Source organism: Pseudomonas marginalis (assembly GCF_001645105.1).
Classification (GTDB): domain Bacteria; phylum Pseudomonadota; class Gammaproteobacteria; order Pseudomonadales; family Pseudomonadaceae; genus Aquipseudomonas; species Aquipseudomonas petroselini.
This window is the reverse complement of record NZ_LKEG01000026.1, coordinates 374,924-394,535: the sequence shown is the minus strand read 5'-3', so window position 1 is coordinate 394,535 and position 19,612 is coordinate 374,924. Positions and strand designations below refer to the sequence as shown.

Sequence of the window (19,612 nt, the reverse complement as noted above, 5' to 3'; positions counted from 1 at the left end):
CGCGCGACACTTCAAGGGTGGCGAGGGAGCAAGCTCCCTCACCACAGGTCAAGCTTCGCTGGCGACCCGCGCCTGGCGCTCACGCATCACTGCGGGGGCTTTCTCTTTCTCCAGGCGCATGCAGCTTTCCAGGAACAGGAACATGTAGTCGTAGCTCTTGCACACGGCTTGGCGCAGTTCTGCCTGCAGTTCCTTGGTCGGGTTCATGCCGGCCAGGGTGCAGATGATTTCCAGCGCTTCCCACGGGTGGGCATCATCATACTGGGCGTGCATTTTCAGCCACTTCATCGCACGTTTGCGCTCTTCCTCGGGAAAAGCCGCCGCATAGACGCCGGTGGAACACACCACGGCGGACCATTCCCCGGTCGCCCCTTCGATCGCGTAGTTGGTCGCGGCGATGGCCACGATCAGCGAATCGGCGGAGCTGGTGTGCCAGCACCAATGGCTCAGTGCATGCAACTCCGGCGGTACGTTCTGGGCCTGCAACTCCTCCAGGCTCACACCATGGGCACGGGCCCAGTGCACCCAATAGTCGGCGTGGTTGAGTTCCACGCGAATATTGCGCATCAGCCAGCGGCGCGCCATGTCTTCCCCAGGATGGCGGGCAAATTTGGTCTTGGTGAGGTTCTGTGCCATGTACAAGGCAAACTGTTCCACCACTGGCCAGCCACCGATCAGGTAATGGCGCATGGTTTTGGCGCTGAGCGTGTTATCGCGCATGCGCTGGTACAGTTCGTGTTCGACAACTCGACGCTTGCTCTCGCTACAGTCCAGGATCAGTTTCTGAGCCCAGGCGGGGTAACTCGAGGCTTCCATAAGCGGGCCGGTTCTGTTGAATGTGTCGATCACTGTTAAGGCTCCTTTTTAAGTGTGATTGTACAGACCAGCAAATGTTTCAGCGGAATGTGCCGGGCGCCTTGAATAACAGAGGCTGCGGCCGCACAGGTCGACACTGCAAGCTATCAAAGGTAAACAATTGCGGTCGTTCAATCAGGTAGCCCTGAGCGTAATCCACACCAATTTCGAGTAACGCCTGTTCGATTTGCGGTGTCTCGACAAACTCTGCAATTGTGCGCTTACCCATGACGTGGCCGATGTGGTTGATCACTTCGACCATCGCGCGGTTAATCGGGTCGTCCAGCATATCCTTTACGAAACTTCCATCGATCTTCAGGAAGTCTACAGGTAAATGTTTGAGATAGGCGAATGAGGACATTCCGGCACAAAAGTCATCCAACGAGAACTGACAGCCTAAGGCTTTGAGTTCATTAATAAAGCGGATCGCACTGCCCAAGTTTGCAATAGCGCTGGTTTCGGTTATTTCAAAACAGATCATGCCGGGCGGAATTGCGTAAGTATGAAATTTCTCACGCAAAAATCCGAGAAAGTCATCATCACCAATAGTTATGCCTGACAGATTGATCGCACACATGGCCATAGGGCGACCCGGACGCTCGTGCAGGCAACGGGCGATGATCTTGAACACATTCTCCACCACCCAACGGTCCAGGGATGTCATCAGACCGTAGCGCTCGGCGGCCGGGATAAAGCTGTCGGGCAAGATGATGCGCCCGGCTTCGTCGTGCAGGCGCAGCAGGATCTCAATATGCCCATCACCACCGTCGGTCTGCCCCAAGGGTGAGATTTCCTGGGCATACAGGCAGAACCGATTCTCTTCCAAGGCCATGTGCAGACGCTGCACCCAGGCCATTTCGCCAAAGCGCAGCGACAGTTCCGAGTCGTCGGCGTGGTACACCTGCACACGGTTGCGGCCCTTTTCCTTGGCCATGTAGCACGCCATGTCGGCGGCGCGCAGTGAGGTTTCCAGGGTGGTCGGGGTGTGCCCCAAGTGCACCAGGCCGATGCTGACGGTGGTCATGAACGGCCGGCCCTTCCACACAAAGTGCAGGCTTTGCACGGTATGGCGCAGGCTCTCGGCGATTTTCTCCGCCACCGCCGCCGGGCAATTCTCCAGCAGGATGCCGAATTCATCCCCGCCCAGGCGCGCCAGGGTGTCGCCTTCGCGCAGGTCCGATTGCAGCAGCGCGCAGATATGCCGCAGCAGCTCATCACCCGCCGCGTGGCCACAGGTGTCGTTGACCAGCTTGAACTGGTCCAGGTCAAGAAACATCAAGGCATGTCGCCCGCCGTACTGCTGAGCGGCAGGATGCAGCACCTGTTCCAGGCGGAACTCGAATTCACGACGGTTGGCCAGGCCGGTCAGGGCGTCGTGAGTCGCCTGCCAGGACAGGTTGGCAATGTATTGACGCTCCTGGGTCATATCATGCAACACCAGCACCGCCCCGGTGACTTTACCCCCGCTGCGGATCGGCGCGCCCACCAGGGTCACCGACACCGTACTGCCATCCAGGCGTTGGATGGTTTTCGAATGCTCGCTGCCGCCGCTCAGTTGGCCCTTCACGATATGTTCGATCAAGGTAAAGCCGTCGGGCTGGGCATTGTCATCCAGCAAGTTGAACAGCGCTGCCAGGGGTAACCCTTGCGCCTGGGCCGAATTCCAGTGGGTCAGCGCCTCGGCCGCCGGGTTCATATAGCTGATGGCGCCGTCGACGTCGGTCGTGATCACCCCATCGCCAATCGACTCCAGGGTGATCTGCGCCCGCTCCTTCTCCTGTTGCAGGGCATCGGCAAAGGCGTGGCGCTGAGCCAGTAACTTATGCGTACGCAACAACGCCAGCACAATCAGGCCGAGCGCCGTGGCCAAGTTGGTGATCAGCAGCAACCCCAGGATCATCCGCGAGCCTTCGCCCAACGCATCACTAAAGGCCTTGGCAGCGGGCGTCACGCCTTCGTTGATGGCGATGATATGCGCCTTCCATTGCTGCACATCGTTGGCGCTGACCTGGTCGCGGGTGATCGAGCTGTGCATCTCACGCGCCAGTTCATCCAATTGCACCAGGTAGCCATCGCCGACGGTCCACAGCTCGATGGCTTTTTCCAGGTAACTGAAATGGCGAAAATTGAGGTACAACCAGATCAGGCTGGAAACGTCATCCGGGTGGTTGCCGCCTTTGAGAATGCCCAGTCGTGCAGCGCTCAGGTCGGGCGTGGGACGGTCCAGGGCAATGCGCAGTTCATGCCCGCCCTGAGGCACGGCAATGGCCTGCTGGTACTTGAGGTAAGTAGTTTCGTCGCGGTTATCGGCGTACAGCGTCAGGTAATAGATGGCGTCTTTCTGGCCCTTGGACCACAGGCTTTCGCCAGCCACATAGCCGCGTACTGCCGAAAGCACGTAAAGACTGACGCAGCCTAACAATGCCTGGAACAGTACGACGGCGATAAAGGGCCAGACAATGCCCAACAGCCTTGGCGTTCCGAGAGTCCGCTTTTGCTTCATGAAGTCCCTTGCACATGCACTGCTGGATACGCACGCGAAAATCCGCTTCTGATAGCTCAGCCTAGGCTAAATCAACGCACTTGTTGCAGGTGTCCATAGAGTTTGGCGTACAGGCCGCCGTCGGCAATCAACTGTTGATGATCACCATCCTCAGCAATGTGACCGCCGTCGAAGACTAATACTCGATCGGCCTGCTTAACCGCCGACAGGCGGTGGGCAATAATCAGTGTAGTACGCCCGCTGAGGAAGCGCGCGAGCGCCTGGTGCAGGTTGTACTCGGTGGCGGCGTCCAGGGCGGAAGTCGCTTCGTCGAGGATCACCACTTTCGGCTCGGCCAACACCATTCGCGCAATCGCCAGGCGCTGACGCTGCCCGCCGGAAAACCGCACCCCGGAACGCCCCACCACACTGTCCAGGCCCATCGGCAATGCCTTGACGGTAGCCTCCAACTGCGCAATTTCCAGTGCCTGCCAGCAGGCTTGGTCACTGCGCTCGCGGCCCATGGTCAGGTTGGCGCGCACGGTGTCGTTGAACAGCGCCGGGTGTTGCAGCACCACGGCGACGTGCTCGCGAATGGTCTCCAGGCCAATTTCCTGCTGGGTAGCGCCGCCAAATCGGATCGTCCCGGCCTGGGGCGTGTAGAGCCCGAGCAGCAGCTGCACCAGAGTGCTTTTGCCGCCACCGCTGGCGCCGACGATCGCCACCTTTTCACCGGGAGCGATGGCCAGGTTCAACTGGTCGAGCACCCGGTCTTCGCCATAGCCGAAACTGAGGCCGCGCACCTCGATGCCCACGGTCTCACGCCCGGCAAACGGGTCTTGGCCCCCGGCGTACTGCGGCTCATCGGCACGCGCCAGCAGTTCGTTGATCCGCGTCAGCGCCCCGCCCGCCGCGTAGTAGGCGTATTGCAGGTTCAGCAGCTGTTCCACCGGGCCGATCATGAACCACAGGTAACTGAACACCGCGAGCATCTGGCCAATGGACAGGTCGGAGAACAGCACCGTGAGCATCGCGGCGGCGCGGAAGATGTCGATACCAAACTGGAACAGCAAACCGCTGGCGCGGCTGGAAGCGTCGGTTTTCCACTGGGAATGGATCGCGTAGTCACGCACCTCCTGGGCACGCTGGCCGAGGCGCCCGAGGAAGAAACCCTGGCGGTTGCCGGCGCGCACTTCCTGAATGGCGTCCAGGGTTTCGGTCAGTGCCTGGGTAAAGCGCGCGGTGCTGTCGTTCTCCAGCTTCTTAAGGTGTTTGACGCGCTTGCCCAACTGCACCGTGGCGTAGATCACCAGCGGGTTGAACAGCAGGATCAGCAAGGCCAGCTGCCAATGCATCCACACCAAAATGGCCGAGGTGCCCACCAGCGTGAGCATGGCCACCAGGAAGCGGCTGAGGGTTTCACCGACGAATTTATCCAGGGTGTCCAGGTCGGTGACCAGGTGCGTGGTGACCGTGCCGCTGCCCAGGCTTTCATATTCGCCCAGGGAAATACGCTTGAGCCGTTCGATCAGGCGCACGCGGATGCGGTACACGATGTCCTTGGCCAGCCGCGCAAACAGCCGCGCCTGCACCACGTTGAATACCAGCGCACCGCAGCGCAGCAGCAGGGTCACCAGCAGCATCAGGCCGATATAGCCCGCCGCCTTCTGCCAACCCAGAGGCAGCGCGTGGTTCATCACGTTCAGGGCCGCATCGCCGTGGCCCAGCAGCACTTCGTCCACCAATAACGGCAACAGCAAAGGGATAGGAACGCTGCACAGGGTCGCCAGCACGGCAACGCCGTTGGCGATCCACAGGGATTTCTTGTGGCGCAGGGCCAGCCGGCGGATTTCTGCCCAGGTCAGGCGATCGGTGCGTTGAGGGCGTTCATGCACAGGTTGCCCGCTCCAGCCATCGGCCCAATAACGGCGACAGGTCGGACAACGGCTGGTAACCATTGGTCAGCAGGGCCAACTGGCCATTGCGCTCGGCCAGCAGCGTCGGGAAACCGGCGATGCCCAGATCCTGCACCCACGTAAAGTCGGCAGCGGTGGCGGCGTGTTGCTCGGCACGGTCGAAGGCGCCCGCAAACTCGATACGCGGGATGCCCGCTTGCTCGGCCAACTCCACCAGCACACTGGCCAAGGTCACGTCGCGACCCTCGACATAAAATGCGCGCTGGATCAGCCCCAGCAGCGTCCAGGCACAGTCCGGCGCCAGGCTGCGGGCGGTGACGATGGCGCGGCACGCCGGCTCGGTGTCGTAGACAAAACCATCGGGCAACGCGCCTTCACGCTTGAACGGCTGGCCGGTGGCCTCGGTGACCGCCTGCCAGTGCTCCAGGATGTAGCGCCGGGTGGTTGGCTCCAGCGCCGCACCGCTGCCGGTGCGCAAGCCGCCCACCACCAGGTGCAGTTCCACGCCGGACGCCTGGGCCTGCTCCACCAACGCCTCGGCCACCGGAGCAAAGCCCCAGCACCAGGAACACATCGGGTCCATTATGTAGAGCAGGCGCGCGGACATGGCTCAGGCCTCGGAAGGGGTTTGCTTGTAGTTGAAACCAATCGGGTGCGGCATGTTGCGGGCCTTGGCCAGCTCGATCTGCTTTTGCCGGTCGATCGCGCTGCGACGGGTTTTCTCCGGCAGCTTATCCCAGCAATGCGGGCAACTGATGCCAGCCACGTAGTGCTCGGAGGCGCGGTCTTCAACGCTCACCGGTGTGCGGCAAGCATGACATTGATCGTAGTCGCCTTCGCTCAAGTCGTGGCGTACGGTCACGCGATTATCGAAAACAAAGCAGTCGCCCTGCCACTTGGTTTCCTCCTGGGGCACCTCTTCGAGGTACTTCAGGATGCCGCCCTTGAGATGATAAACCTCATCGAAGCCTTCGCTGAGCATGTAGCTCGAGGCCTTCTCACAGCGAATGCCACCGGTGCAGAACATGGCGACTTTCTTATGCTTGGCGGGGTCGAAGTTGGCTTTGATGTAGTCGGGAAATTCGCGAAAGCTGGTGGTTTTCGGGTCGATCGCGCCCTCAAAGGTGCCGATGGACACTTCATAGTCGTTACGGGTGTCGATCAACAGCACTTCCGGGTCGCTGATCAGCGCGTTCCAGTCCTGCGGCTCGACGTAGGTGCCAACTTTCTTGTTCGGGTCGACGCCATCGACGCCCAGGGTCACGATCTCTTTCTTGAGCTTGACCTTGGTGCGGTAGAACGGCTGGTCATCGCAATAGGATTCTTTATGGTCGATGTCGACCATGCGGGGGTCGGTCTTCAGCCAGGCCATCAGGCCATCAATGCCTTCACGGCTGCCGGAAACGGTGCCGTTGATGCCTTCTTCGGCGATCAGCAAGGTGCCTTTGATGCCGTTGTCGACCATCGCCTGCAACAGTGGCTCGCGCAGGGCGACGTAATCTTCGAGAGTGACGAACTTATACAGTGCCGCCACGACGATCGGTTGAGTCATGGGTGTTCTCTCCAGGTGGCTACCCTCGTAAGGGGTGAACCGGATGCAAAAAAAACGCGCCGGCTAAGCGGCGCGTTGCGGATTCTAACAAAATTGGCGACGTTTATGGACCGCCTCTTTACTGTGGCGAGGGAGCTTGCTCCCGCTGGGCGGCGAAGCAGCCCCAACAAGCCCATGCGCCAGAGTGTCAGTGCCCGCCGGCGCAGGTCGGCGAGGCCGGGGCTGCGTCGATTTTCGCCCATTCATCAGGCGTGTAGGTATGCAGCGCCAGCGCATGAAACTCGCTCATCAGGTCACCCAGGGTGGCGTAGACCTTCTGGTGGCGCTTGACGCGGTTGAGCCCCTCGAACTGCGGGCTGACCAGCACGGCCTTGAAGTGGGTCTGCAACCCACGGCTGTGCATATGGCTTTCATCCAGCACGCTCAAGTGGTCGGTGCCCAGGGCGGCAAGTGCCGTTTCGATACGCTGTTGCATGGTCATTCCTGCTTACTTCTTCTTGGCCGGTGCGGCAGCTTTTGGCGTCAGCTCGTTGGTCATGTCTTCCAACAGCTTGTTCACCACTGGCACGGCGCTTTCCAGCTTTTGCTGGGTCATCTGGGCCGATTGCTGGGTCAGTTGCGGCATTTTTTCCAGGACTTTCTTGCCCAGTGGCGACTGGTAGAAGGCAACCAGGTCCTTGAGTTCGGATTCGCTGAAGTTGGTGGTGTAGAGCTTGACCATGTCAGGCTTCAGCTTTGGCCAGCCGATAGCCTGGTCCAGGGCGGCGTTGGCCTTGGCCTGGTAGCTGTCCAGTACGGACTGCTTGGCGGCAGGCGCCTTGGTCTGTTCGAAACGCTGGGCGAACATTTGCTGCACTTGCATGTACACCGGGGTACCCAGCTTGTCGGCATGGGCCAGGGTAAGGAAGGCTTCGGCACTGGCGTTGTGGCTGGCGGTATCGGCAAAAACCTGGCCGCTGGCGCAAACCAGAGCAACCGCGGTACAGATGGCACGAAGACGAGTCATCGAGTTTCCTTTTCTAGCAGGCGAGGTAAGACCCCAAGGGCGCCCATTCTGCGCCTAAAAAACGCCATGGCTCAACCCCACGCCTTGTAGGGCCTGGATTTGCGGCGCCCAATCCGATGAAAAGTCTTTTAGGGGAACCCCCAGGGCTCATCACAGCCTAAACTGCGCAAACGAACCTGAAGGAGTGTGCCCGATGAGCCGTATCGAAACCGACAGCCTGGGAGAAGTCCATGTCCCGGATGACGCTTACTGGGGCGCGCAGACCCAACGCTCGCTGGTGAACTTCGCCATCGGCGAACAACGCATGCCCCTCGCGGTACTGCACGCCCTGGCCCTGGTCAAGAAAGCCGCGGCACGCGTCAACGACCGCAATGGCGACCTGCCTGCCGACATCGCCCGCCTGATCGAACAGGCCGCCGACGAAGTGCTGGCGGGTCAACACGACGACCAGTTCCCCCTGGTGGTCTGGCAGACCGGCAGCGGCACCCAGAGCAACATGAACGCCAACGAAGTGATCGCCGGCCGCGCCAATGAGCTGGCGGGCAACCCGCGCGGCGGCAAGAGCCCGGTGCACCCCAACGATCATGTCAACCGCTCCCAGAGTTCCAATGACTGCTTCCCGACCGCCATGAGCATTGCGACCGTACAAGCAGTGCATCAGCGCTTGTTGCCGGCGATCGCGACATTGTCCGGCGGGCTGGCCGAGTTGGCCGCGCGGCATATGAAGCTGGTGAAGACCGGTCGCACCCACATGATGGATGCCACGCCGATCACCTTTGGCCAGGAACTCTCAGCCTTTATCGCCCAGCTCGATTACGCCGAACGCGCGATTCGCAGCGCCCTGCCCGCCGTGTGCGAGCTGGCCCAGGGCGGCACCGCTGTCGGCACCGGGCTGAATGCGCCCCATGGGTTTGGCGAGGCGATTGCCGCCGAACTGGCGGCGCTGTCGGGACTGCCGTTTGTCACGGCGCCGAACAAATTCGCCGCCCTCTCCGGCCACGAGCCGCTGGTGACCCTGCATGGCGCGCTGAAAACCCTGGCCGTGGCCCTGATGAAAATCGCCAACGACCTGCGCCTGCTGGGCTCCGGCCCGCGCGCCGGGCTGGCGGAGGTGAAGTTGCCGGCCAACGAACCGGGCAGCTCGATCATGCCCGGCAAGGTCAACCCTACCCAGTGCGAAGCGCTGTCGATGCTGGCCTGCCAGGTCTTGGGCAACGACGTGACCATCGGCATCGCCGCCAGCCAAGGGCACTTGCAGTTGAACGTGTACAAGCCGGTGATCATTCACAACCTGCTGGAATCGATCCGCCTGCTGGCCGACGGCTGTAATAACTTCCAGGAACACTGCGTGGCCGGGCTCGAACCCGACCCCGTGCAGATGGCCGCACACCTGGAACGTGGATTGATGTTGGTCACAGCGCTCAACCCGCACATCGGCTACGACAAGTCCGCAGAGATCGCCAAGAAGGCTTACGCCGAAGGGTTGACGCTTCGGGAGGCGGCGCTGGACCTGGGCTACCTCACCGATGCGGAATTCGACCAATGGGTTCGACCGCAAGACATGCTGGGCGCCTAGCCTAGGACGTCACCCGCAACCGCCGGGCCTTGAGCCCGGCGAGCAACGACGGCGCCAGCGCCACGGTCGCCGAGCCCAGTACCACCACCAACGCCCCGGCATACCCCAGGGCGTTGATTTCTTCGGCCTGCACATATTCGGGCCACAGCCACGCCGCCAAGGCCACCGCCACAAACGTCACCAGCGGCGTGAGCGACAGCGTCGCACTGACCCGCGAGGCTTCCCAGTGGGCGAGCGCTTCGGCAAAGGCGCCATAGGCCACCAGGGTATTCATGCAGCACGCCAGCAACAGCCAGCCTTGCAGCGGGCTCAGGTCCAGTGCCTCCAAGGGATGTGCCCAGGGCGTGAGCAACAACGCGCAGGTAAGGTAGATCACCATCATGACCTGCAACGAATTCCACGCCGTCAGCAGCTGTTTCTGACCCAGGGCGTAGAACACCCAAATAGAGGTGGCGAGCAGGATCGTCAGTACCCCGGCCGTGTAGGCGCCGAGGGACGTCAGCAACTCTTCCAGGCGCTGATTGAAGAACAAGCCAAAGCCTGCGATCAACACAAACAACCCCAGCACCTGCCCGCGACTGAAGCGCTCCTTGAACACAAACACACTGGCGATCATCAAAAAGATCGGCCCCATCTGCACCACCAACTGTGCGGTGCCGGGGCTGAGCATTTTCAGGCCCACCAGGTACAACACATAGTTGCCCACCAGGCCACACACCGCCATTCCCACCAGCCAGCCGCCCTTGGGGCCCAGCACCTTGCGGCTGGGCAGGCGCTTGGTAAGCGCCAGGTAGATGAACAGGCAACCACCGGCCACGGTCAGGCGAAACCAGGTGACGGTAATCGGGTCCATCACCTGCAGGACCTGTTTGAGTTTGATCGGCAGAATGCCCCAGAGCAGCGCGGTCAGCAGGGTCAGGAGAAAACCATAGACCCAGCGGCCGGAAGAGATGTGCATGAGCGCCCCAGAAGCCAGAGGAAGTGGAGCGGGCATTCTAGGGGCAAGCGCACAATTGTAGATACGCCGCAGTTCAAAATAGGGAAGCAGGGTGGGTGTAGTGAGCAGGCTTGCCCTGCGCTGGGCTGCGAAGCGGCCCCGACCCAGGCGCCGCGTTCTTTCAGGCAGAACTGGTTGGCAGGTTTTGGGGCCGCTTCGCGCCCCAGCGCAGGGCAAGCCTGCTCACCACACCAAGCCTGCTCACTACACAAATCCGCTTCCGAGTCTAGCGCACGGCTTCGAAGAGCCCCGTCGCGCCCATGCCGCCGCCCACGCACATGGTGACGATGCCGTAGCGCAGATTACGCCGCTGCAACTCACGCACCAAATGCCCGACCTGCCGTGAACCGGTCATGCCGAACGGGTGCCCGATGGAGATCGAGCCGCCGTTGACGTTGTACCGGGCATTGTCGATTTCCAGGCGATTGCGCGCATACAGGCACTGGGAGGCGAACGCTTCGTTGAGTTCCCACAGGTCGATATCCGCAACCTGCAACCCCTTGGCCTTGAGCAGCTTAGGCACCGAGAACACCGGGCCGATGCCCATCTCGTCCGGCTCGCAGCCCGCCACGGTAAACCCACGGAAAAACGCCTTGGGCTTAAGCCCCAGGGCCAGGGCTTTTTCCAGGCTCATCACCAGGGTCATCGACGCACCGTCGGAGAGCTGCGAGGAGTTGCCCGCCGTCACCGAGCCGTCCTCGGCGAACACCGGTTTCAAGCCCTGCAAGCTGGCCAGCGTAGTGTCGGGACGGTTGCAGTCATCGCGATCAACGACGCCGTCAAGCACCTGTACTTCGCCGGTGTTCTTGTCCTCGACCTTGTACTTGACCGCCATCGGCACGATTTCATCGTTGAACAGCCCATCGGCCTGGGCCTGGGCAGTACGCTGCTGGCTTTGCAGGGCATACAGGTCCTGTTCTTCGCGGCTGACGTTGTAGCGACGCGCGACGATCTCGGCGGTCTGGCCCATGGGGAAGTAGAGGCCCGGCACCTGCTCTTTCAACAGCGGGTTGATCAGGTTGTCGGTGTTGACGCTTTTCATTGTCAGGCTGATGGATTCGACACCCCCGGCGACGATGATCTCGCTGCAGCCCGAGGCGATCTGGTTGGCGGCGATAGCAATCGCCTGCAACCCCGACGAGCAGAAACGGTTGAGGGTCATGCCCGCCGTCCCCGTGCCCAGTTGCGAGAGCACCGCCACGTTGCGGCCGATGTTGTAGCCCTGCGCGCCTTCGTTGGAACCGGCACCGACGATGCAATCTTCCACCGTGGCCGGGTCGATGCCGTTGCGGGCGAGCAGCGCGTTGACGCAATGGGCCGCCATATCATCCGGGCGGGTCTGGTTGAACTTACCGCGAAAGGATTTGGCCAGGCCGGTTCGCACGCTGTCGACAATCACTACTTCACGCATGGGCTACCTCGATCGTGTGGTGGTTGAATCGAGCATAGAGCCAGCCCTGCGCAACCGCGACGATCATTCACCCGGCGTATACAAAAGCATGGCCAGCGTGCTCGCCCTGCGGTGACCAGGGCTGTTGTGGTGATTGAGGCTGTTGTAGTGAGCAGGCTTGCCCTGCGCTGGGCTGCGAAGCGGCCCTAAAACCTGCCAATCAGGTTTGTCTGAAAGGGCGCGGGGCCTGGGTTGGGGCTGCTCCGCAGCCCAGCGCGGGGCAAGCCCGCTCACTACAATAGGCAAGCCTGACGGCCATTATTTCTTTTTCTTTTTATCGTGCTTGTCGGACTTGGCGAACGCCTCCTCCAAGGCCAGGTTGATGGTGCGCAACACCTTGACGCGCGCCCAGCGCTTATCGTTGGCTTCCACCAGGGTCCAGGGCGCGACTTCGGTGCTGGTGCGGTCGACCATATCGCCCACGGCGGCGCGGTAGTCATCCCACTTGTCGCGGTTGCGCCAGTCGTCTTCAGTGATCTTGAAGCGCTTGAACGGGATCTCTTCACGCGCCTGGAAGCGTTCCAGTTGGGTCTGTTTGTCGATGGCCAGCCAGAACTTGACCACGATCACCCCTGCGTCGCGCAGTTGTTCTTCAAAGTCATTGATCTCGCCATAGGCGCGCAGCCAGTCGGCCGGGGTACAGAAGCCCTCGATCCGCTCCACCAGCACGCGGCCGTACCAGGAGCGGTCAAACACGGTGAACTTGCCCCGTGCCGGGATTTTCTGCCAGAACCGCCACAGGTAAGGCTGGGCACGTTCGTCTTCGGTGGGCGCAGCGATCGGCACGATATGGTACTGGCGTGGGTCAAGCGCCGCCGCCACCCGGCGAATCGCCCCGCCCTTGCCTGCCGCATCATTGCCTTCGAACACCGTGACCAGAGCGTGCTTTCGCATGCGTTTGTCGCGCATCAGGCCGGAGAACCGCGCCTGCTCGGTGATCAGCTGTTCTTCGTAATCGTCCTTGTCCAGGTGCAGCGTCATCTCGAGGCTGTTGAGCAGGCTCATCTGGTCGACAGCCGACGGCAACGGTGCCGGGTTCATGCCGCTGGCCTTGCCCTTGGGCAGTTTCAAGGCGTTTTGCAGGCCTTCAAGCAGGATCTTGCCCACGGTGAGGCTGCGATAGTTGCTGTCGACGCCTTCGATCACATGCCACGGCGCGTAGTCGCGACTGGTACGCCGCAGCACGCGCTCGCCGAAATGCACAAACTTGTCGTAGGTCTCGGACTGCTGCCAGTCCAACGGGCTGATGCGCCAGCTGTGCAACGGGTCATCGGCCAGGGCCTTGAGCCGCGCCTTCATCTGCTTCTTGGACAGGTGGAACCAGAACTTGAAGATCAGCGCGCCTTCGTCGCAGAGCATTTTTTCCAGGCGTTCGGCGCCGGCAATAGCCTGGTCAAGCCGCGCGTCCTTGATCTGCCCATGCACCCGGCCTTGCAGCATCTGGCTGTACCAGTTGCCGAAGAAAATCCCCATGCGCCCTTTGGCCGGCAGTTGGCGCCAGTAGCGCCAGGCCGGTGGCCGGGCGAGTTCTTCGTCGGTCTGCTGGTCGAAAGTGCGCACTTCAATCAGGCGCGGGTCCATCCATTCATTCAGCAGCTTGACCGTCTCGCCCTTGCCGGCGCCTTCGATGCCGTTGATCAGGATGATCACCGGGAAGCGCTTCTGCTGCTGCAGTTCGTACTGCACTTCCAGCAAGGCTTCGCGCAGGGCCGGCACTTCGGCCTCAAAGGTGTCTTTGTCGATGGCGTGACCGATTTCGGCGGATTCGAACATGGGCAGCTCCGTTTCAAGATGGCTCAAGACTAGCGGATTGGGCAACGCCGTGCGGGAGGAAATTCCACGCGTGCTTGCCGTAGGTCAATTCAACGCCTGTTGATCAGCTAGAATGGCCGCCTTGCCTTTGCCTGCTTCTATTGCCTATGAGTCGCCCATGAACCCCGTTACCCACGCCCAGCTCGACTGGGATGAGCAAGGTCGCCCACACTCGCGGGTCTTCGACGATGTGTACTTCTCCGACAAGTCGGGCCTTGAAGAAACGCGCTACGTGTTCCTCGAACAGAACCGTTTGCAGGAGCGCTTCGCCGCCCTGCCGGCCCAGGGCCACTTGGTAATTGGCGAAACCGGTTTCGGCACGGGGTTGAATTTTCTCTGCGCCTGGCAGTTGTTCGAGCAACACGCCGTGGCCGGTGCCCGCCTGCATTTTGTCAGCGTGGAAAAGTACCCGCTGAGCCACGCCGACCTGCAGCGTGCCCTCGCCCTTTGGCCGGAACTGCAGCCGTTTGCCGATCAGTTGCTGGCGCAGTACATCGCCATTCATCAAGGCTTCCAACGGCTGGTGTTGGCTCACGGCCGCGTGACGCTGACGCTGCTGATCGGCGACGCCCTGGAACAATTGCCCCAACTGGACGCGCAGGTCGACGCCTGGTTTCTCGACGGGTTTGCCCCGGCCAAGAACCCCGACATGTGGACCGCCGAGCTGTTTGCCGAACTGGCACGGCTGGCGGCCCCCGGCTCGACCATCAGCACCTTTACCAGTACCGGCTGGGTGCGCCGCTTGATCAACGCCGCCGGCTTCAAGATGAAGCGCACGCCGGGCATCGGCCACAAGTGGGAAATCCTGCGCGGCGAGTTTCTCGGCTGGCCCGCCGAAACGCCCGCGCCGGAGGCTATCAAACCCTGGTTTGCCCGCCCCGCGCCGCTGCCCGGCGCGCGCACGGCCCTGGTGATCGGCGGCGGCCTGGCCGGCTGCACGAGCGCCGCCAGCCTGGCGGCGCGCGGCTGGCAGGTGACGCTGCTGGAGCGTCACGCGGCGCTGGCGCAGGAAGCCTCGGGTAACCCGCAGGGCGTGCTGTACCTCAAGCTTTCGGCGCATGGCACGGCGCTGTCGCAATTGATCCTCAGCGGCTTCGGCCATACCCGCCGGCTGCTCGAACACCTGCACCGTGGCGTCGACTGGGACGGTTGCGGCGTGCTGCAACTGGCGTTCAATGCCAAGGAGGCCGAACGCCAGGCGCAGCTGGCCCAAGCCTTCGCGCCGGAGCTTTTGCACGTGCTGGATCAGGCGCAGGCCCAGGCGCGCGCCGGCGTGGCCTTGGAACACGGCGGGCTGTTTTTCCCCGAAGGCGGCTGGGTGCATCCGCCGGCACTGTGCGAGTGGCAAGCGACACATCCGCTGATCACGCTGTTGCAGCATCGCGAGGCCCTTGAGTTGCGCCAGGTCGATGGCCAATGGCACGCCCACGACGGCCACACCCTGCTGGCCAGCGCCAGCGTGGTGGTGCTGGCCGGCGCCGCCGAGATCAACCGCTTCCCGGTCAGCGCCGAGCTGCCCCTCAAACGCATTCGCGGGCAAATCAGCCGCCTGCCGCAAACCCCGCAAAGCCAGGCACTGGCCACGGTGGTGTGCGCCGAGGGTTACGTCGCGCCTGCGCGCTTGGGGGAACATACGCTCGGCGCCAGCTTCAACTTCGCCAGCGAAGACCTCACCCCCAGCACCGCCGAACACCTCGGTAACCTGCAGATGTTGCGGGAAATCTCCGTTGACCTGCTGCAACGCCTGCACGCCGACACCCTTGACCCCGAGCACCTGCAAGGCCGTGCGGCCTTTCGTTGCACCAGCCCCGACTATCTACCGATTGTCGGGCCACTGGCCGACCGCGAGGCGTTCCACCTGGCCTACGCAGCGCTGCGCAAGGATGCTCGGCAAGTCCCGGACATTGCCTGCCCCTGGCTCGATGGGCTGTACATCAACAGCGGGCACGGCTCGCGAGGTTTGATCACCGCCCCGCTGGCGGCAGAGCTGCTGACCGCCTGGCTGAATGACGAACCGCTGCCCGTCCCCTCCAGCGTCGCCCACGCCTGCCACCCCAACCGTTTTGCCCTGCGGGGATTGATCCGGGGCACGTCCTGAGGGTTTTACACACTGCACGCCTGGGCAAGTCGCCGGTCAGTTGAAGAAGGGCCGCCAGCTTCATCTCGGAACTCAAGGATTGGGGTGTTTCAGAGGGTACGACAGGCATGGCAATTGTCCGTATGGCAGGTGTTTCGCCAAACCTTATCAACGGGCTTGAGGCTGTTGCGCCTACCTATCTAACCCCCCTCGACTGACGCATCACCGCACTGATGCCCAATCGCCTTATAACCGATCGTTCTAAAACTCCCATCCACCACACGGGTCAGTTTCTCAACGCCCGGCCTTTTTGGCGTGCGGCATTTCATCCCTCCCCAACGGAAAAACCGGTAAGGAATTTATGTGCGGATTAGCTGGAGAGTTACGTTTCGATGCCCAACCTGCCGACCTGGCAGCTATTGAGCGCATCACCCATCACCTGGCCCCGCGTGGGCCTGACGCCTGGGGTTTTCATGCCCAGGGGCCTGTCGCGCTGGGCCATCGGCGCTTGAAAATCATGGACCTGTCGGATGGCTCTGCACAACCGATGGTCGACTGCCAACTGGGGCTGTCCCTGGCGTTCAACGGCGCGATCTACAACTTCCCTGAACTGAGAGAAGAGCTGGAAGCCCTCGGCTACGCCTTCTACTCCGGCGGCGACACCGAAGTGCTGCTCAAGGGTTATCACGCCTGGGGCGAAGCGCTGCTGCCCAAGCTCAATGGCATGTTCGCGTTCGCCATCTGGGAACGTGATGCCCAACGCCTGTTTATTGCCCGCGACCGTCTGGGTGTGAAGCCGCTGTACCTGTCGCGCACCGGCCAGCGCCTGCGCTTCGCGTCGGCCTTGCCGGCGTTGCTCAAAGGCGGGGATATCAACCCGATCCTCGATCCGGTGGCACTCAATCATTACTTGAACTTCCACGCCGTGGTGCCTGCGCCGCGTACCTTGCTGGCAGGCGTCGAAAAACTGCCGCCGGCGAGCTGGATGCGCATCGACGCCAACGGCAAGACCGAGCAAAAAACTTGGTGGACCCTGCCCTACGGCCCACATGACGACGAACGCAACCTGAGCCTGGAAGACTGGACTGACCGCGTACTCGACAGCACCCGCGAAGCCGTGGCCATCCGCCAACGCGCCGCCGTGGATGTCGGCGTGCTGCTGTCCGGCGGCGTCGATTCGAGCATGCTCGTGGGCTTGCTGCGTGAAGTCGGCGTGCAAGACCTGTCGACCTTCTCCATCGGCTTTGAAGACGCCGGTGGCGAGCGTGGCGACGAGTTCCAGTACTCGGACCTGATCGCCAAGCACTACGGCACCCGTCATCATCAATTGCGCATTGCCGAAAGCGAGATCATCGAGCAACTCCCGGCGGCGTTCCGTGCCATGAGCGAGCCGATGGTCAGCCATGACTGCATCGCCTTCTACCTGTTGTCACGGGAAGTGGCCAAGCATTGCAAGGTGGTGCAGAGCGGCCAGGGCGCCGACGAACTGTTTGCCGGTTACCACTGGTACCCGCAGGTGGACGGCGCCGCCGATCCCTACGCCGCGTATCGCGATGCGTTTTTCGACCGCAGCTACGACGACTACGCAGCCACCGTCGCGCCAAAATGGCTGACCGCCAATGACGCCGCCGGTGATTTCGTCCGCGAGCACTTCGCCATGCCCGGCGCGGATGCGGCAGTGGACAAGGCCCTGCGCCTGGACAGCACGGTCATGCTGGTGGACGACCCGGTCAAACGCGTCGACAACATGACCATGGCCTGGGGCCTGGAAGCGCGTACGCCGTTCCTCGACTACCGCTTGGTTGAGCTGTCGGCCCGTGTACCCGGCAAGTTCAAGTTGCCCGACGGTGGCAAGCAGGTGTTGAAAGAGGCCGCGCGCCGGGTGATCCCGAGCGAAGTGATCGACCGCAAGAAAGGTTACTTCCCCGTGCCAGGCCTCAAACACTTGCAGGGCGATACCCTGAACTGGGTGCGTGAATTGTTGCTGGACCCGAGCCAGGATCGCGGCCTGTTCAATCCCGCCATGCTCGACCGCTTGCTGACCGACCCGCAAGGCCAATTGACCCCGCTGCGCGGCTCCAAGCTGTGGCAACTGGCGGCGCTGAACCTGTGGCTCAGCGAACAAGGAATCTGAGTAATGAAACCTCTCGCAGCGGCTTACAGCCAACGCTTGTTGAAGGGCCAGGCGCCGACCTATGAGCGCCTGCAGGCCCGCCTGGCGGAAGATGGCAGCCCCTTGGCCGCCGAGCCGATAGCCGTGCATTGCGGATGGGGCCGCTTGTTGATCGGGCACACCTTTCCCGACCCGGCGACCCTGGCCCAGGAACTGCTGAATGAGCAGCCGGGCGAGCGCGACATCGCACTCTATGTGGCTGCACCGCAGCAGATTCTCGGGATCGATCCGCAGCAACTGTTCCTCGACCCGTCCGACACGCTGCGCCTGTGGTTCACCGACTATCGGCCGGCCACGCGGGTATTTCGTGGTTTCCGCATTCGTCGGGTGCAGACCGAAGCCGATTGGCTGGCCGTCAACCAGCTCTATCAAGGACGCGGCATGTTGCCCGTCGACGCTGAACGCCTTACGCCGCGCCATGCCGGTGGGCCTGTCTACTGGCTGGCGGAAGATGAAGACAGCGGCGCGGTGATCGGCAGCGTCATGGGCCTCAACCACCAGAAAGCCTTTCATGACCCGGAAAACGGCTGCAGCCTGTGGTGCCTGGCCGTGGACCCGCAGTGCACCCGCCCTGGCGTGGGTGAGGTGCTGGTCCGCCATTTGGTGGAACACTTCATGAGCCGTGGCCTGAGCTACCTGGACCTGTCCGTGCTGCACGATAACCGCCAGGCCAAGAACCTTTACGCCAAGCTGGGGTTCAGGGCGCTGACCACCTTTGCGATCAAACGTAAGAACGGCATCAACCAGCCGCTCTTTCTCGGCCCGGGTCCGCAGGCAGGCTTTAACCCTTATGCCCGGATCATCGTCGAAGAAGCGCATCGGCGCGGTATCGATGTGCAGGTGGATGACGCCGACGCGGGCTTATTCACCCTCAGTCACGGAGGGCGCCGTGTGCGTTGCCGTGAGTCGTTGAGCGACTTGACCAGCGCCATCAGCATGACCTTGTGCCAGGACAAGAGCCTGACCCACAAAGTGCTCAAGGCGGCCGGTTTGAAACTGCCGTCGCAACAACTAGCGGGCAGCGCCGATGACAACCTGGAGTTCCTCGACGAGCACCAGCGCGTCGTCGTCAAGCCGCTGGACGGTGAGCAAGGCCAGGGCGTGGCGGTGGATTTGCAGAGCATCGAAGAGGTGCAGCAGGCGATTGAAGCGGCGCGCCAGTTTGACAGCCGTGTGCTGCTGGAAAGCTTTCATGAAGGCCTGGACCTGCGCATCCTGGTGATCGGTTTCGAGGTGGTTGCGGCTGCGATTCGTCGTCCTGCGGAAGTGACCGGTGACGGTCAACATTCCATCGGCGCGTTGATCGAAGCCCAGAGCCGTCGTCGCCAGGCGGCGACTGATGGCGAAAGCAAAATCCCTGTCGACGCCGAAACCGAACGCACCCTGCACGCCGCCGGCTACGACTACAGCAGCATCCTGCCACGTGGCAAAACCCTGGCCGTGCGCCGTACCGCCAACCTGCACACCGGCGGTTGCCTGGAAGACGTCACCGCCATCCTGCACCCCACGTTGGTAGACGCCGCCGTACGCGCCGCCCGCGCCCTGGACATCCCCATGGTCGGCCTGGACCTGATGGTGCCTGCCGCCGACCAACCCGAGTACGTGTTTATCGAAGCTAACGAACGGGCCGGCCTGGCCAATCATGAACCGCAGCCTACCGCGGAAAAATTTGTGGATTTGCTGTTTCCCCATAGCTGAACGATCCGAACCCCAGGA

The 19,612-nt window shown here is 62.1% G+C and carries 14 protein-coding genes; 4 read left to right on the top strand and 10 right to left on the bottom strand.

Annotation, left to right across the window (positions count from 1 at the left end; genetic code table 11):
* Nucleotides 1-48: 48 nt before the first annotated feature.
* The 7 genes from AO064_RS06745 to AO064_RS06715 form a co-directional block, all read right to left on the bottom strand.
* Nucleotides 49-816, bottom strand: coding sequence for an iron-containing redox enzyme family protein (locus AO064_RS06745; protein ID WP_252120936.1), 768 nt, complete (start codon nt 814-816; stop codon nt 49-51).
* A 79-nt stretch (nt 817-895) separates the two neighbouring features.
* Nucleotides 896-3,358: an EAL domain-containing protein gene (locus AO064_RS06740; RefSeq protein WP_046036075.1), complete on the bottom strand. Its 2,463-nt coding sequence runs from the start codon at nt 3,356-3,358 to the stop codon at nt 896-898.
* 71 nt (nt 3,359-3,429) lie between these two features.
* Entirely contained in the window at nt 3,430-5,232 is a 1,803-nt protein-coding gene (locus AO064_RS06735) for an ABC transporter ATP-binding protein (protein ID WP_046036074.1), read from the bottom strand.
* Entirely contained in the window at nt 5,225-5,827 is a 603-nt protein-coding gene (locus AO064_RS06730) for a DsbA family protein (RefSeq protein WP_183143951.1), read from the bottom strand. Before AO064_RS06730 ends, AO064_RS06735 begins: the two co-directional genes overlap by 8 nt.
* A gap of 36 nt (nt 5,828-5,863) precedes the next feature.
* Complete coding sequence (gene trhO / locus AO064_RS06725) at nt 5,864-6,805, bottom strand: oxygen-dependent tRNA uridine(34) hydroxylase TrhO (protein ID WP_046036072.1); 942 nt, start codon at nt 6,803-6,805, stop codon at nt 5,864-5,866.
* 187 nt (nt 6,806-6,992) lie between these two features.
* Nucleotides 6,993-7,286, bottom strand: a complete 294-nt coding sequence (locus AO064_RS06720; protein ID WP_015885082.1) for a BolA family protein — start codon at nt 7,284-7,286, stop codon at nt 6,993-6,995.
* Nucleotides 7,287-7,292: 6 nt separating this feature from the next.
* Nucleotides 7,293-7,811 (bottom strand): DUF2059 domain-containing protein, encoded by a 519-nt coding sequence (locus AO064_RS06715; protein WP_015885083.1) that lies wholly within the window; start codon nt 7,809-7,811, stop codon nt 7,293-7,295.
* Between the two features lie 193 nt (nt 7,812-8,004).
* Here AO064_RS06715 and AO064_RS06710 point away from each other — a divergent pair, with 193 nt between their 5' ends.
* Entirely contained in the window at nt 8,005-9,387 is a 1,383-nt protein-coding gene (locus tag AO064_RS06710; RefSeq protein ID WP_046036071.1) for a class II fumarate hydratase, read from the top strand.
* Nucleotide 9,388: 1 nt separating this feature from the next.
* Here AO064_RS06710 and AO064_RS06705 read toward each other — a convergent pair whose 3' ends face one another.
* The 3 genes from AO064_RS06705 to pap form a co-directional block, all read right to left on the bottom strand.
* Entirely contained in the window at nt 9,389-10,345 is a 957-nt protein-coding gene (locus tag AO064_RS06705) for a DMT family transporter (RefSeq protein ID WP_064052776.1), read from the bottom strand.
* 265 nt (nt 10,346-10,610) lie between these two features.
* Nucleotides 10,611-11,795 (bottom strand): thiolase family protein, encoded by a 1,185-nt coding sequence (locus AO064_RS06700; RefSeq protein ID WP_064052775.1) that lies wholly within the window; start codon nt 11,793-11,795, stop codon nt 10,611-10,613.
* Nucleotides 11,796-12,092: 297 nt separating this feature from the next.
* Complete coding sequence (gene pap / locus AO064_RS06695; RefSeq protein ID WP_064052774.1) at nt 12,093-13,607, bottom strand: polyphosphate:AMP phosphotransferase; 1,515 nt, start codon at nt 13,605-13,607, stop codon at nt 12,093-12,095.
* A 157-nt stretch (nt 13,608-13,764) separates the two neighbouring features.
* Between pap and mnmC the strand changes: the two genes are divergently transcribed.
* From mnmC to ngg, 3 genes are all read left to right on the top strand, one after another.
* The gene (gene mnmC / locus AO064_RS06690) at nt 13,765-15,744 is read left to right on the top strand and encodes a bifunctional tRNA (5-methylaminomethyl-2-thiouridine)(34)-methyltransferase MnmC2/FAD-dependent 5-carboxymethylaminomethyl-2-thiouridine(34) oxidoreductase MnmC1 (protein WP_064052773.1); all 1,980 of its coding nucleotides are present in this window, start codon (nt 13,765-13,767) and stop codon (nt 15,742-15,744) included.
* 340 nt (nt 15,745-16,084) lie between these two features.
* Nucleotides 16,085-17,857, top strand: coding sequence for an N-acetylglutaminylglutamine amidotransferase (locus tag AO064_RS06685; protein WP_064052772.1), 1,773 nt, complete (start codon nt 16,085-16,087; stop codon nt 17,855-17,857).
* Nucleotides 17,858-17,860: 3 nt separating this feature from the next.
* Complete coding sequence (ngg, locus tag AO064_RS06680; RefSeq protein WP_015885091.1) at nt 17,861-19,594, top strand: N-acetylglutaminylglutamine synthetase; 1,734 nt, start codon at nt 17,861-17,863, stop codon at nt 19,592-19,594.
* Nucleotides 19,595-19,612: the final 18 nt, after the last annotated feature.